The following is a 14,423-nucleotide window of genomic DNA, read 5'->3' as shown; positions in this document are numbered from 1 at the left end:
CATCGCAAGCGCGACCATGCGGGGGGTATACTTCGAGGCTTTCTGTCGAAGCCCAGCACAGGTGAAATTTTGAGCCAGACTACGCCTGCCGTGCGCACCTTCCAAGACCTGATCCTCGCCCTGCAAAGCTACTGGGCCGAGCAGGGTTGCGTGGTCCTGCAGCCCTATGACATGGAAATGGGCGCCGGTACATTCCACACCGCCACCTTCCTGCGCGCCATCGGTCCCGAGACCTGGAACGCCGCCTACGTTCAGCCTTCGCGTCGCCCGGCCGATGGCCGCTACGGCGAGAACCCCAACCGTCTGCAGCACTACTACCAGTTCCAGGTCGTGCTCAAGCCCAATCCGGACAACATCCAGGATCTGTACCTGGAGTCGCTGCGCCGCATCGGCGTCGACACCTCGGTGCACGACGTACGTTTCGTCGAAGACAACTGGGAATCGCCGACCCTCGGCGCCTGGGGCCTGGGCTGGGAAGTCTGGCTCAACGGCATGGAAGTCACCCAGTTCACCTATTTCCAGCAAGTCGGTGGCGTCGAGTGCTATCCGGTCACCGGCGAGATCACCTACGGTCTCGAGCGCCTGGCCATGTACCTGCAGGGCGTCGACTCGGTCTATGACCTGATCTGGGCCGATGGCCCGTTCGGCACCGTGACCTACGGCGACGTGTTCCACCAGAACGAGGTGGAGCAGTCGACCTACAACTTCGAGCACGCCAATGTGCCGAAGCTGTTCGAACTGTTCGATTTCTACGAGAGCGAAGCCAACCGGCTGATGGCTGCCGAGCTGCCGCTGCCGGCCTACGAGATGGTGGTCAAGGCCTCGCACACCTTCAACCTGCTCGATGCCCGCCGCGCCATTTCGGTCACCGCGCGCCAGCAATACATCCTGCGCGTACGCAGCCTGGCGCGCTCGATCGCCCAGAGCTACCTGCTGGCCCGCGCCAAACTCGGCTTCCCCATGGCCACCCCCGAACTGCGTGACGAAGTGCTGGCCAAGCTGGAGGCTGCAGAATGAGTGCACTGGATTTCCTCGTCGAACTGGGTACCGAAGAGCTGCCACCGAAGGCGCTCGCCAAGCTGGCCGAAGCCTTCTGCGCCGGTATCGAGAAGGGCCTGAAGGACGCCGGCCTTAGCTTCGTCAAGACGCAGGCCTATGCCGCGCCGCGGCGCCTGGCCGTGCTGGTCGAACAGCTGGCAACCCAGCAGCCCGATCGCAGCATCAACCTCGACGGCCCGCCGATGCAGGCCGCCTTCGACGCCGACGGTGAGCCGACCCAGGCCGCGTTGGGCTTTGCCCGCAAGTGCGGCGTGGATCTGGCCGAGATTGATCGCAGCGGGCCGAAACTCAAGTTCAGCCGCACCATCGAAGGCCAGCCGGCCAGCCAGCTGCTGCCGGGTATCGTCGAAGCGTCGTTGAACGACCTGCCGATCCCCAAGCGCATGCGCTGGGCCGCGCGCAAGGAAGAATTCGTCCGCCCGACCCAGTGGTTGGTGATGCTCTTCGGTGAGCAGGTAATCGATTGCGAGATCCTCGCCCAGCGTGCCGGCCGTGAATCCCGCGGCCACCGCTTCCACAGCCCGGGCCAGGTGCATATTTCCAAGCCTTCCAGCTATCTGGAAGACCTGCGTGGCGCCCATGTGATCGCCGACTTCGCCGAGCGTCGCGAGCTGATCGCCAAGCGCGTCGAGCAGCTCGCTGCCGAACAGAACGGCACGGCCATCGTGCCGCCGGCGCTGCTCGATGAAGTGACTGCGCTGGTCGAGTGGCCGGTGCCGCTGGTCTGCTCGTTCGAGGAACGCTTCCTCGAAGTGCCGCAGGAAGCGCTGATCACCACTATGCAGGACAACCAGAAGTACTTCTGCCTGCTGGATGCCAACGGCAAGCTGCTGCCGCGCTTCATCACCGTGGCGAACATCGAATCCAAGGACCCGGCGCAGATCGTTTCCGGTAACGAAAAGGTCGTGCGTCCGCGTCTGACCGATGCCGAGTTCTTCTTCAAGCAGGACAAGAAGCAGAAGCTCGACAGCTTCAACGAGCGCCTGAAGAACGTGGTGTTCCAGGCCCAGCTCGGCACCGTCTATGACAAGGCCGAGCGCGTCTCGCGCCTGGCCGGGCTGATCGCCGAGCGTACCGGTGGCGACAAGCAGCGTGCCGCGCGCGCCGGGCTGCTGTCCAAATGCGACCTGGCCACCGAGATGGTCGGCGAATTCCCGGAAATGCAGGGCATTGCCGGTTACTACTACGCACTCAACGACGGCGAGCCGGAAGACGTGGCACTGGCGCTGAACGAGCAGTACATGCCGCGCGGTGCGGGCGGCGAACTGCCAAGTACGCTCACCGGCGCGGCCGTGGCGGTGGCGGACAAGCTCGACACCCTGGTCGGCATCTTCGGCATTGGCATGCTGCCGACCGGTTCCAAGGACCCCTACGCCCTGCGCCGTGCGGCTCTCGGCGTGCTGCGTATCCTTATCGAGAAGCGTCTGGATCTGAATCTGGTCGAGGCGGTCAACTTCGCCATCGGCCAGTTCGGTACGCAGGTCAAATCGGCCGGGCTGGCCGATCAGGTTCTCGAGTTCATCTTCGATCGCCTGCGCGCCCGCTACGAGGACGAAGGCGTCGATGTTGCCGCCTACCTGTCGGTGCGTGCCGTGCAGCCGGGCTCGGCGCTGGACTTCGACCAGCGTGTGCAGGCGGTACAGGCCTTCCGTACGCTGCCCGAAGCCGCTGCGCTGGCCGCGGCCAACAAGCGCGTCTCCAACCTGCTGAGCAAGTTCGATGCGAAGCTGCCGGAAGCGGTCGAGCCACGCTGGTTCGACAACGCTACCGAGTTCTCGCTGTACTCGGCGATCCAGCAGGCCGAGCAGGCGGTACAACCGCTCGCCGCGGCGCGTCAGTACCGCGAGGCACTGGAGCGTCTGGCGCACCTGCGTGGCCCGGTGGATGCCTTCTTCGAGGCGGTGCTGGTGAATGCCGAAGATGCTTCGGTACGCGCCAACCGTTATGCCTTGCTGGCCCGGCTGAGAGGACTGTTCCTTGGCGTTGCCGATATTTCCGCACTTGGCTAAGCCCGTGAAGCTGATCGTGCTGGACCGCGATGGCGTGATCAACGAGGACTCCGACGAGTACGTGAAATCGCTGGCGGAGTGGATTCCCATTCCCGGGTCGCTGGAAGCCATCGCGCGGCTGTGCAAGGCCGGCTGGACGGTGGCGGTTGCCACCAACCAGTCTGGCGTCGCGCGCGGCAAGTTCGACCTCAGCACCCTCGGCGATATGCATTTCAAGATGCAGCAGCTGGTGATGGAGCAGGGCGGACGTATCGATCTGATCGTGCACTGCCCGCACGGTCCTGACGATGGCTGCAACTGCCGCAAGCCGAAGCCTGGAATGTTTCGCAGCATTGCCGAGCACTTCGGCCTGGCGGACCTGAAGGGTGTGCCGGTGGTTGGCGACAGCCACCGCGATCTGCATGCCGGCATGCTGCTCGGCGGCGTGCCCTACCTGGTCAGAACCGGCAAAGGCCTGCGCACCCTGGAAGGTACGTTGCCGCCAGGTACCCAGGTCTTCGACGACCTGGCCGCTGTTGTCGATCATCTACTCGAGAGTTCTCGATGAGCCTCCTGTTTCCCGTTCGTATCGCCCTGTTCTATTTTCTGCTGGCGTTCACCGCGTTCGCCTGGTGCCTGGTGAGCCTGGTGTTCGCCCCGTTTATGGCATTCCGCGCGCGCTATCGCTTCGTGGTACAGAACTGGTGCCGCTGTGCCGTCTGGCTGGGCAAGACGCTGGTCGGCTTGCGCTACGAGGTGCACGGCGCGCAGAACGTACCAGCGCGCCCCTGCGTGATCCTGGCCAAGCATCAGAGCACCTGGGAGACCTTCTTTCTCTCGGCCTACTTCGAGCCGCTGACCCAGGTGCTCAAGCGCGAGCTGCTGCGCGTGCCGTTCTTCGGCTGGGCGATCATGCTGCTCAAGCCCATCGCCATCGACCGTGACAACCCCAAGGCGGCGCTGCGCCAGGTTGCCAAACAGGGTCACGAGCGTCTGGAGCAGGGCGCCTGGGTGCTGATCTTTCCCGAAGGCACCCGTGTACCGGTCGGCCAGCAGGGCAAGTTCTCGCGCAGCGGCGCCGCACTGGCGGTCAATGCCGGTTTGCCGGTTCTGCCCATTGCGCACAACGCCGGCATGTTCTGGCCGAAGGCCGGCTGGGGCAAGCGACCCGGCACCATTCAGGTCGTTATCGGCCAGCCCATGTTCGCTGACAGCGAAAGTCCGCGCGCCATCGCCGAGCTGAACCAGCGCGCCGAAGACTGGATCAACGCACAGGTCAGCGAGCTCGAAGCTCAGCGTCGTTCGACCCTCTGATCACACGCCGGGGCAGGGCAGGGACGTCCGCCCATCTTAGCGAGTCCTCTATGCAGCAAATACCAAACCACCAGCTGGTCACCGAATGGCTGCGCCTGCTCGACGGCTACCCTGCCGAAGCGGCTGCCGCGCTGAACGCCGTTGCCGAAGAAAAAAGCGCCGAACTGGCCGAGCATTTCTATTCGCAGATGCTAGCCGACCCGCACTCGGCCAGTTTCCTGTCCCACGACCAGGTGAAGAACCGCCTCGGCAAGTCGATGCAGAAGTGGATCGTCACGGTGTGCTCCTCGACCGCCCACAGCGACCTCGACGCCGTGGTCGACCTGCAGCGCAAGGTCGGTGAAATCCATGCGCGTATCGAAATCCCGGTCAGCCTGGTGCTGCGCGGCGCGCGCTCGCTGAAGGGCAGGCTGCGCGAATTGCTCGAACAGCGCGATCTCGGCGAACCAGTGCGGCGCAAGGCCGCGCGAATGGGTGCCGATCTGATCGACCTCGCGGTGGAAATCATCTGCTTCGCCTATTCCCAGTCCCACGACCGCAACTCCCGCGCGGAGGAAGCCTATCGACTGTTCTCCGTGTCACAGAACATCGGCGTCGAGAAGGAACGTCAGCGCGCAGCGCTGCTCGATTGGGAAAACCAGCTGATGTTCGATCTGGCGATCGGCAACCTGAGCGGAGCACTGCCGCAGCTGGCCGGTTCCGAGTTCGGCCTCTGGTTTCGCCACAAGGCGTCCCACGCGTTCCAAGGCTCGCCGGAAAGCGCGAGCATTCTCGATTACATAGAGCGCATCGACGCAGAACTCAAGGCGATCGCTACGCTGCAGGAAACAGGCGAGCGCCTGGCCAAGCTGCATCACATTCGCGAACAGACTCGCTCGATCAAATTCCTGCTCGACAGCTTGTTCGAGCAGGCCAATGATCTGGAAGCCGGCCGTGACGTGCTGACACGCTTGCTCAATCGCAAATTTCTGCCAGTGGTAATGGCCAAGGAAGTGCTTTACGCGCGTCAGTCGAACAACGCCTTCGGCGTGCTGGCCATCGACGTCGATCACTTCAAGCGCATCAACGACACCTACGGCCACGAAGCCGGTGATCAGGTCCTGCAACAGGTCGGCGCACTGCTGGCCAGCAACACCCGTGGCGGCGACTACGCCTTCCGCCTGGGCGGCGAGGAGTTCCTGCTGGTGCTGGTCGACATCGATGCCAGCAAGGCGCTGGCGGCTGCCGAGAAGCTGCGCGAACGCATCGCCCGCGAGCACTTCCGTCTTTCCAGTGGTGACGTGCTGCAGGTGACTGTCAGCGTCGGTATGGCGGTGCACGACGGCCATCCGGACTACGAACGTCTGCTACAGCAGGCCGATCGCGCGCTGTACCAGGCCAAGAACGGCGGCCGCAATCGCTGCGTGCTGCATCAGGACTGATCCAACACGTCGCTACAAAGCAAAAAGGGGAGCAGCCTCGCGGCTGCTCCCCTTTCTTTTTGCGCCTCGATCAGGCCGGCGCGGAGCTGCGGATCAGGTGATCGAAGGCGCTCAGCGAGGCCTTGGCGCCTTCACCGACGGCGATGACGATCTGCTTGTACGGCACCGTGGTCACGTCACCGGCGGCGAACACGCCGGGGAGGCTGGTCTGGCCCTTGGCGTCGACGATGATATCACCGAAGCGCGACAGCTCCAGGGTGCCCTTGAGCCATTCGCTGTTGGGCAGCAGGCCGATCTGCACGAAGATGCCTTCCAGCTCGACGCTGTGCACCTCGTCGTTGGTGCGGTCCTTGTAGACCAGTCCGGTGACCTTCTGGCCGTCGCCCTTGACCTCGGTGGTCTGCGCCATCTTCAGCACGCGGACGTTGGGCAGGCTGAACAATTTACGCTGCAGCACGGCATCGGCGCGCAGCTCCTCGCCGAATTCCAGCAGCGTCACATGGGCGACGATGCCAGCCAGGTCGATGGCCGCTTCCACGCCGGAGTTGCCGCCACCAATCACCGCCACGCGCTTGCCCTTGAACAGCGGGCCGTCGCAGTGCGGGCAGTAGGCGACGCCACGGCCGCGGTATTCCTGCTCGCCCGGCACGTTCATTTCGCGCCAGCGCGCGCCGGTGGCGAGAATCAGGGTCTTGGCCTTGAGCTCACCGCCGTTCTCGAACTGCACGCGGTGCAGGCCGTCGTCGCCAGCCGGAATCAGCTGGCTGGCGCGCTGCAGGTTCATGATGTCGACGTCATACTCGCGCACGTGCTCTTCCAGCGCGCGGGCCAGTTTCGGGCCTTCGGTTTCCTTCACCGAGATGAAGTTCTCGATGGCCATGGTGTCGAGCACCTGACCGCCGAAGCGCTCGGCGGCGACACCGGTGCGGATGCCCTTGCGCGCGGCGTAGATCGCCGCTGCGGCGCCTGCCGGGCCACCACCGACGACCAGCACGTCGTAGGCGTCCTTGGCCTTGAGCTTCTCGGCGTCACGGGCGCTGGAGCCGGTATCGAGCTTGGCGAGGATCTCTTCCTCGCTCATGCGGCCCTGGGTGAACAGTTCGCCGTTGAGGTAGATGCTCGGCACCGACATGATCTGCCGCGCTTCGACCTCGTCCTGAAACAGCGCGCCGTCGATGGCGACGTGCTGGATGTTCGGGTTGAGCACGGCCATCAGGTTCAGCGCCTGGACCACGTCCGGGCAGTTCTGGCAGGACAGCGAGAAGTAGGTTTCGAAGCGGTAGTCGCCCTCCAGCGCCTTGATCTGCTCGATCACTTCCGGCGCGGTCTTCGACGGGTGGCCGCCGACCTGCAGCAGCGCCAGTACCAGCGAGGTGAACTCGTGGCCCATGGGGATGCCGGCAAAACGCAGGCTGATGTTGCCGCCGATGCGGTTGAGCGAGAACGACGGCCTGCGCGCATCGTCGCCGTCGGTCTTGAGGGTGATCTTGTCGCTGAGGCCGGCGATGTCTTGCAGCAGGCTCAGCATTTCTCGGGACTTCTCGCCGTCATCGAGGGACGCGACGATCTCGAAGGGCTGGGTGACCTTCTCCAGGTAGGCTTTCAACTGGGTCTTGAGATTGGTGTCCAACATTGGCAACTGTCCTCATGAAATTGGTGGCCCGCGAGGGCTCGGCAAGGATGATGAATCTCGAATGGAGCAACCTTACGCCGGTAAGGGACTATTTCGAAATTGATTAAACCAGTCGAGACGATTTACGCAGCCTATCTTCCAATAACAAAAAACCCCGACCTTTGAGGGGCCGGGGTTTTGGTGCCGCATTGGCTAATGTCTGCTGATCTAGAAATCCGAAAAAAATCAGAAGTCCAGGTTCGACACAGCCAGAGCGTTGGTTTCGATGAAATCTCGACGCGGCTCGACAGCATCGCCCATCAGGGTATTGAAGATCTGATCCGCACCAATCGCATCCTCGATAGTCACCTTGAGCATGCGCCGCACGTTCGGGTCCATCGTGGTTTCCCACAGCTGATCCGGGTTCATTTCGCCCAGCCCCTTGTATCGCTGAACGCTATGGCGGCGGGTGCCCTCGGTCATCAACCATTCAAGTGCTTGCTTGAAGGTGGCAACCTGCTTCTTGCGCTCGCCCCGCTGAACGTAGGCACCCTCTTCGAGCAGGCTGTTCAGCTTCTCGCCAAGCGCCGTAACGGTTCGGTAGTCGTTGCTGCCGAAGAAGTCACGGTTAAAGGTGATGTAGCTGGCCAGGCCATGCGAACTGATCTCCACTTCCGGCAGCCACAGATGGCGTTCCTTGTCCTCGCGCAGGCTGACGTTGTAGATCAACCCGGAGCGTTCGCCAACCTTGAGCAGCGCGCTGTATTGCTCGAGCCATGCCTGCATCGCCGAGTGATCGGCCAGTTGCTCTACAGGCACACGCGGCAGGTAGATGAAGTGTTCCGTCAGTTCCTGCGGGTACAGACGTGACAGCCGCTGCAACGTCTTCATCACCGTGCGGTAATCGTTGACCAGCTTCTCCAGCGCTCCGCCAGAAAGCCCCGGGGCGCCTTCGTTAACGTGCAGGCTGGCGTCTTCCAGAGCGGACTGCGTGAGGTATTCCTCCATTGCCTCATCGTCCTTGATGTACTGCTCCTGCTTGCCGCGCTTGACCTTGTACAGTGGCGGCTGAGCGATATACACGTAACCGCGCTCGATCAGCTCAGGCAGCTGACGGAAGAAGAACGTCAGCAGCAGAGTCCGGATGTGCGAACCGTCGACGTCGGCGTCGGTCATGATGATGATGTTGTGGTAGCGCAGTTTATCGATGTTGTATTCATCGCGGCCGATACCACAGCCCAGAGCGGTAATCAGCGTGCCCACTTCCTGGGAGGAAATCATCTTGTCGAAGCGTGCTTTCTCGACGTTGAGGATCTTGCCCTTGAGCGGCAGGATTGCCTGGGTCTTGCGGTTACGGCCCTGCTTGGCCGAGCCACCCGCAGAATCACCCTCCACTATGTAGAGTTCGGACAGCGCAGGATCCTTTTCCTGGCAATCGGCGAGCTTGCCCGGCAGACCGGCGATATCCAGAGCGCCTTTGCGCCGCGTCATTTCCCGTGCCTTTCGCGCAGCCTCGCGAGCACGGGCAGCGTCGATCATCTTGCCAACCACCGCCTTGGCTTCGCTTGGATGCTCAAGCAGGAAGTCGGCAAAGTGCTTGCCCATCTCCTGTTCCACGGCGGTTTTCACCTCCGAGGAAACCAGTTTGTCCTTGGTTTGCGAGCTGAACTTCGGATCCGGAACCTTCACGGAAATGATCGCGGTCAGACCTTCGCGGGCATCATCACCGGTGGTGGCGATCTTGTGCTTCTTGGCCAGGCCTTCCTGCTCAATGTAGCTGTTCAGGTTGCGCGTCAGCGCCGAGCGGAAACCGGCCAAATGGGTGCCACCGTCGCGCTGCGGAATATTGTTGGTAAAGCAGAGAATGTTCTCGTTGAAGCTGTCATTCCACTGCAGCGCCACCTCGACACCAACGCCGTCGTCGCGCTGAACGTTGAAGTGGAACACCTCGTTGACCGGTGTTTTATTGGTGTTCAGGTAGGCAACGAATGCGCTCAGACCGCCCTCGTATTTGAACAACTCTTCCTTGGCAGTACGTTCGTCACGCAGAACGATACCGACGCCAGAGTTCAGAAAGGACAGCTCGCGCAGACGCTTGGCCAGAATATCCCAGCTGAAATGGATGTTCTGGAACGTCTCTGCTGAGGGTTTGAAATGGATTTGCGTGCCCGAGGAATCGGTTTCACCGACCGGGGCGAGCGGCGCCTGGGGTACACCATGGCGATAGAGCTGTTCCCAGACTTTGCCCTCACGGCGAATGGTCAGCATCAACTCCTCTGACAGCGCGTTCACCACCGAAACACCTACGCCGTGCAGACCTCCGGAAACCTTGTAGGAGTTGTCATCGAACTTACCGCCCGCATGCAGCACGGTCATGATGACTTCGGCTGCCGAAACACCTTCCTCATGGATATCCACCGGAATGCCGCGACCATTGTCGCGAACGGTGATGGACTCATCGGTATGGATGGTGATGGAGATATCACTGCAATGCCCGGCCAGCGCTTCGTCGATCGAGTTGTCGACGACCTCGAAGACCATGTGGTGCAGGCCAGTGCCGTCGTCGGTGTCGCCGATGTACATACCAGGGCGCTTACGCACTGCATCGAGGCCTTTGAGTACCTTGATGCTCGACGAATCGTACGTGTGGTTTTCGCTCATGCCTTCACTCCCGAGGGGCCGTGGACCTGGGTGATTTGCCCATGTTCCACGTGAAACATTGAGACTGGCGTCTGTTCATGCCAGCCTTCTTGCAAAACGGTTGAATCTACGCAGGTGATAAAAACCTGACAGCCAAGTTGCTCAAGCAACTTGCACAACGCCTGGCGATGCTGAGCGTCCAGCTCGGACGGCAGGTCATCGACCAGATAAATGCACTGCCCGCGTTTGGCCTCGCTTACCAGATGGCCCTGAGCAATACGTAACGCACACACCACCAACTTCTGCTGGCCGCGGGACAACACTTCAGCCGCGTTGTGATTGCCGACCTTCAACCGCAGGTCTGCCCGCTGAGGGCCAGACTGGGTATGTCCCAACGCCCGATCCCGTTCCAATGACGTAGCGAGCACATCAGCCAGCGGACGGTCTTTGTCCCATCCCCGGTAGTAGCTCAGCTTCAGTCCGTCCAGATCCAGCAGGACGGCCAGCGTGGTCTCGAACACCGGCTTCAACGCCTGGATATAAGCCCGCCGATACCCGTCAATCTCGTCGCTAGCCAGCGTCAGTTCACGGCTCCAGGCCGCGTTCGAAGCGCCGTCCAGTGTACCATGCCGCAGCCACGAGTTCCGTTGCCGGAGAGCCTGTTGCAGGCGCTGCCACGCGGCCATGAAACGATGTTCCACGTGGAACACACCCCAATCCAGAAATTGCCGACGCAGTTTGGGCGCCCCCTCCAGCAGGCGGAAACTATCTGGATTAATCAGCTGCAACGGCAGCGTATCGGCAAGTTCGGCGGCCGATCGGACACTTTGTCCATCGATCCGGATTCGTACTTCGCCGCTGCGATCCCGAGCGACACCGAGCGCGCGGCTGTGCTGATCAGGCAACTCCACCTGACCGAACACGGTGCAGGCAGATTGCTCGTAGGTGATCACGGGATTCAGCCGAATGCTGCGAAAAGACCGCGCCAGGCCAAGCAGATGGATGGCTTCGAGCAGGCTGGTTTTGCCGCTGCCGTTATCGCCGAAGAGGATATTGATACGAGGACAGGGAGATAGCGTCACCGGGTGCAGATTGCGGACCCCGGTGACGGAGAGACGACTAAGGGACATTAAAACAGCAGGGTTACAGGCGCATCGGCATCACGACGTACGCTGAGTCGTCGTTGTCGAACTCTTGAACCAGCGCACTGCTGTTCGCATCGGAGAGAATCAGGCGAACCTGCTCGGTAGTCATTACACCAAGCACATCCAGCAGGTAGCTGACGTTGAAGCCGATCTCCAGCGAGCCACCGTTATAGTCGACTGCAACTTCTTCCTCGGCTTCTTCCTGCTCAGGGTTGTTGGCTTGGATTTTCAGCAAGCCGCTTTCCAGCTGCAAACGAATACCGCGGTACTTCTCGTTGGACAGAATCGCGGTACGGCTGAAAGCCTCGCGCAGCAACTGGCGGTCGCCGACTACCAGCTTGTCACCGCCACGCGGCAACACGCGCTCATAGTCCGGGAACTTGCCATCCACCAGCTTCGAGGTAAAGGTGAACTCGCCGGTTGTCGCGCGAATATGATGCTGCCCCAGGACGATGCTGACTTCAGCATCCTGATCGTTGAGTAGGCGGGCAAGCTCCAGAATACCCTTGCGCGGCACGATGACCTGATGACGATCGGGCTGTTCGATACCCGCTTGCATCGAGCACATCGCCAGGCGATGACCATCGGTTGCTACCGCGCGCAGCATGCCGTTGGACACCTCGATCAGCATGCCGTTGAGGTAATAGCGGACGTCTTGCTGCGCCATAGCGAAACTGCTGCGCTCGATAAGCTTGCGCAGCTTGCCTTGCTCGACGCTGAAGGAAAGCGATCCAGGTCCTTCTTCCACGGTCGGGAAATCATTGGCCGGAAGGGTCGACAGGGTGAATCGGCTGCGGCCGGATTTGATAACGATCTTCTGATCATCCAGACGAATACTGATCAGGGCGTCGCTCGGCAAGCTCTTGCAGATATCCATGAGCTTGCGTGCCGGAACGGTGATTTCACCCGGCTCGGCGGCATCCTCGAGTGCAACACGGCCCACCAGTTCGACCTCCAGGTCGGTACCGGTCAGCGACAGCTGCTGACCTTGCACAACAAGGAGAACGTTGGACAGAACCGGCAAGGTCTGACGGCGCTCGACGACGCCAGCAACCAGCTGCAGGGGTTTCAACAGGGCTTCGCGCTGAATGGAGAAATGCATGGTCTGGTCCCTTGCCTATAGATTAGGTCGCACTCAGGTTGTCAAAGTTCGCAGCAAATTCTTGTAATCTTCGCGGATATCCGCGTCAGTTTCCCGCAGTTCGGCGATCTTACGGCAGGCATGCAGAACCGTGGTGTGATCGCGCCCACCGAACGCATCGCCGATTTCCGGCAGGCTGTGATTGGTCAACTCTTTCGACAACGCCATGGCTACCTGGCGCGGACGCGCTACCGAACGGGAACGCCGTTTCGACAGCAGATCGGAAATCTTGATCTTGTAGTACTCGGCGACGGTGCGCTGGATATTGTCGACGCTGACCAGTTTATCCTGCAACGCCAGCAAGTCCTTCAGCGATTCGCGAATCAATTCGATGGTGATATCGCGTCCCATGAAGTGCGCATGGGCGATAACGCGCTTCAGTGCGCCTTCCAATTCGCGGACATTCGAGCGAATGCGCTGGGCGATGAAGAAAGCTGCATCGTGAGGCAGATCGACCTTCGCCTGATCGGCCTTCTTCATCAGAATGGCGACCCGGGTCTCCAGCTCAGGCGGCTCGACCGCCACCGTCAAACCCCAGCCAAAACGCGATTTCAAACGTTCCTCGAGACCATCGATCTCTTTCGGGTAACGATCACTGGTGAGGATGACCTGCTGGCCGCCCTCGAGCAGTGCATTGAAGGTGTGGAAGAACTCTTCCTGGGAGCGCTCCTTCTTGGCGAAGAACTGGATGTCGTCGATCAGCAGCGCATCCACGGAACGGTAGAAGCGCTTGAATTCATTGATCGCATTGAGCTGCAGCGCCTTGACCATGTCCGCCACGAAGCGCTCGGAATGCAGGTACACCACCTTGGCATTCGGATTCTTCTTCAGCAGGTGATTGCCCACCGCATGCATCAGGTGGGTCTTGCCGAGGCCCACGCCGCCATAGAGAAACAGCGGGTTATAGCCATGCTTGGGATTGTCAGCGACCTGCCAAGCGGCCGCGCGAGCCAGCTGGTTGGATTTGCCCTCGACGAAATTCTCGAAGGTGAACGTACGGTTCAGGTAGCTGGTGTGCTTGAGGCCACCTTCGACCTGTACGTTGCGCTCCACTCGGGGCTGCTCCGGCTCGCTGGTATCGGCCGACAATGGCTCGAAGCGCGCTGGAGAAGGTGCTGCCGGCGCCGGGGTACTGACAACCGTTGGCTGAGGCTGAGCACGTGCGGCAGCAGCAGAGGGCAATGCCGCCGACGAAGTACGTTTACTCCCTATCAACAGAGAAAGCGCGGGCGCCAGACCACTGGAGCGCTCGGAGAGCAATTCCAGCAGACGTGACAGGTACTTCTCGTTGACCCAGTCGAGTACGAAACGGTTGGGCGCGTAGACCCGCAGCTCCTCACCGTCACCTTCGACCTGGAGAGGACGAATCCATGTGTTGAATTGCTGAGCAGGCAGTTCATCGCGCAAAAGCTCAACACACTGCTGCCAAAGTTCCACCGACACGGAAACTCCTATCGACTCTGTCGAGGTAAGACGGCGGCCATTGTAGCCGCGCGACCTCTGGTTATCCACAACAACTCGGCCCCTCCGCACTAGATCGCCGAGCACATCAGCCTGCTGTGGAAACAATCGCAGTCTGCAGGAGATCTGTTGATAACCCTCCGTAAGGGCAGTGTCTAAGGCTGTTGAAAAGCGGTTGGCCGCTGCCGCTGTGGATATCTGTCAATTTAATCCCCAGCTTACGCAGATGCTCTGCACGCAATAGGCACCGCTTACCCACCTGGTTCAAGGCTCTCGAAAGCCGCGTGAGCATTGCGCTACAGCCTGCTATCCACAGAAAACGGCTTGTACATACATAAGCACTACATCTTAAGAGCTTATATTTCTTTTCCTTTTATTTTTTTTCAGCCAGATGGGACTGGTTGGAAATTGACCTGGCCTGACGGCTTCTCTACAATCGCCGGTCTCTTAAAAGGGGGCCATTCCGGCCCGCAATGGATCACCAGGTAACCGCACCATGAAACGCACTTTCCAACCCAGCACCATCAAGCGCGCTCGTACCCATGGCTTCCGTGCCCGCATGGCCACCAAGAACGGTCGTCAAGTTCTGTCGCGTCGTCGCGCCAAAGGCCGTAAGCGTCTGACCGTCTGACATCGGAACAG

Annotated in this window: 11 protein-coding genes; 6 read left to right on the top strand and 5 right to left on the bottom strand. The window is 60.9% G+C overall.

Features of this window, described 5'->3' with window-relative positions; all coding sequences use genetic code 11:
• Positions 1 to 69: 69 nt before the first annotated feature.
• Genes glyQ through PSEST_RS00040 form a run of 5 tightly spaced genes read left to right on the top strand, consistent with a single transcriptional unit; the run spans position 70 to position 5,782 of the window.
• A complete protein-coding gene (gene glyQ / locus PSEST_RS00060; protein ID WP_003284253.1) occupies positions 70 to 1,017 on the top strand; it encodes a glycine--tRNA ligase subunit alpha in 948 nt (315 codons plus the stop codon).
• Positions 1,014 to 3,068 carry a glycine--tRNA ligase subunit beta gene (gene glyS, locus PSEST_RS00055; protein WP_015275038.1) on the top strand — a complete coding sequence of 685 codons (2,055 nt, stop codon included), beginning with the start codon at positions 1,014 to 1,016 and terminating at the stop codon, positions 3,066 to 3,068. Before glyQ ends, glyS begins: the two co-directional genes overlap by 4 nt.
• Before the next feature lie 4 nt (positions 3,069 to 3,072).
• Positions 3,073 to 3,615 (top strand): D-glycero-beta-D-manno-heptose 1,7-bisphosphate 7-phosphatase, encoded by a 543-nt coding sequence (gene gmhB, locus PSEST_RS00050; RefSeq protein ID WP_041756377.1) that lies wholly within the window; start codon positions 3,073 to 3,075, stop codon positions 3,613 to 3,615.
• A complete protein-coding gene (locus tag PSEST_RS00045; protein ID WP_015275036.1) occupies positions 3,612 to 4,361 on the top strand; it encodes a lysophospholipid acyltransferase family protein in 750 nt (249 codons plus the stop codon). The genes gmhB and PSEST_RS00045 overlap by 4 nt, the downstream gene beginning before the upstream one ends.
• A 50-nt stretch (positions 4,362 to 4,411) precedes the next feature.
• Entirely contained in the window at positions 4,412 to 5,782 is a 1,371-nt protein-coding gene (locus PSEST_RS00040; RefSeq protein ID WP_015275035.1) for a GGDEF domain-containing protein, read from the top strand.
• A gap of 70 nt (positions 5,783 to 5,852) precedes the next feature.
• On the opposite strand, the gene ahpF is transcribed toward PSEST_RS00040, so the two are convergent.
• The 5 genes from ahpF to dnaA form a co-directional block, all read right to left on the bottom strand.
• The gene (gene ahpF / locus PSEST_RS00035) at positions 5,853 to 7,415 is read right to left on the bottom strand and encodes an alkyl hydroperoxide reductase subunit F (RefSeq protein WP_015275034.1); all 1,563 of its coding nucleotides are present in this window, start codon (positions 7,413 to 7,415) and stop codon (positions 5,853 to 5,855) included.
• Positions 7,416 to 7,640: 225 nt separating this feature from the next.
• Positions 7,641 to 10,055: a DNA topoisomerase (ATP-hydrolyzing) subunit B gene (gyrB, locus tag PSEST_RS00030; RefSeq protein ID WP_015275033.1), complete on the bottom strand. Its 2,415-nt coding sequence runs from the start codon at positions 10,053 to 10,055 to the stop codon at positions 7,641 to 7,643.
• Positions 10,052 to 11,164 carry a DNA replication/repair protein RecF gene (gene recF, locus PSEST_RS00025; RefSeq protein ID WP_015275032.1) on the bottom strand — a complete coding sequence of 371 codons (1,113 nt, stop codon included), beginning with the start codon at positions 11,162 to 11,164 and terminating at the stop codon, positions 10,052 to 10,054. Before recF ends, gyrB begins: the two co-directional genes overlap by 4 nt.
• 13 nt (positions 11,165 to 11,177) lie before the next feature.
• Positions 11,178 to 12,281 carry a DNA polymerase III subunit beta gene (gene dnaN / locus PSEST_RS00020; RefSeq protein ID WP_015275031.1) on the bottom strand — a complete coding sequence of 368 codons (1,104 nt, stop codon included), beginning with the start codon at positions 12,279 to 12,281 and terminating at the stop codon, positions 11,178 to 11,180.
• 33 nt (positions 12,282 to 12,314) lie between these two features.
• A complete protein-coding gene (dnaA, locus tag PSEST_RS00015; RefSeq protein ID WP_015275030.1) occupies positions 12,315 to 13,763 on the bottom strand; it encodes a chromosomal replication initiator protein DnaA in 1,449 nt (482 codons plus the stop codon).
• Between the two features lie 514 nt (positions 13,764 to 14,277).
• Here dnaA and rpmH point away from each other — a divergent pair.
• Positions 14,278 to 14,412 carry a 50S ribosomal protein L34 gene (gene rpmH / locus PSEST_RS00010; protein ID WP_003290924.1) on the top strand — a complete coding sequence of 45 codons (135 nt, stop codon included), beginning with the start codon at positions 14,278 to 14,280 and terminating at the stop codon, positions 14,410 to 14,412.
• Positions 14,413 to 14,423: the final 11 nt, after the last annotated feature.

This window comes from Stutzerimonas stutzeri RCH2 (assembly GCF_000327065.1).
GTDB classification, from domain to species: domain Bacteria; phylum Pseudomonadota; class Gammaproteobacteria; order Pseudomonadales; family Pseudomonadaceae; genus Stutzerimonas; species Stutzerimonas stutzeri_AE.
Note: the sequence above shows the minus strand (reverse complement) of the source record. Positions and strands in the feature narration are given on the sequence as shown.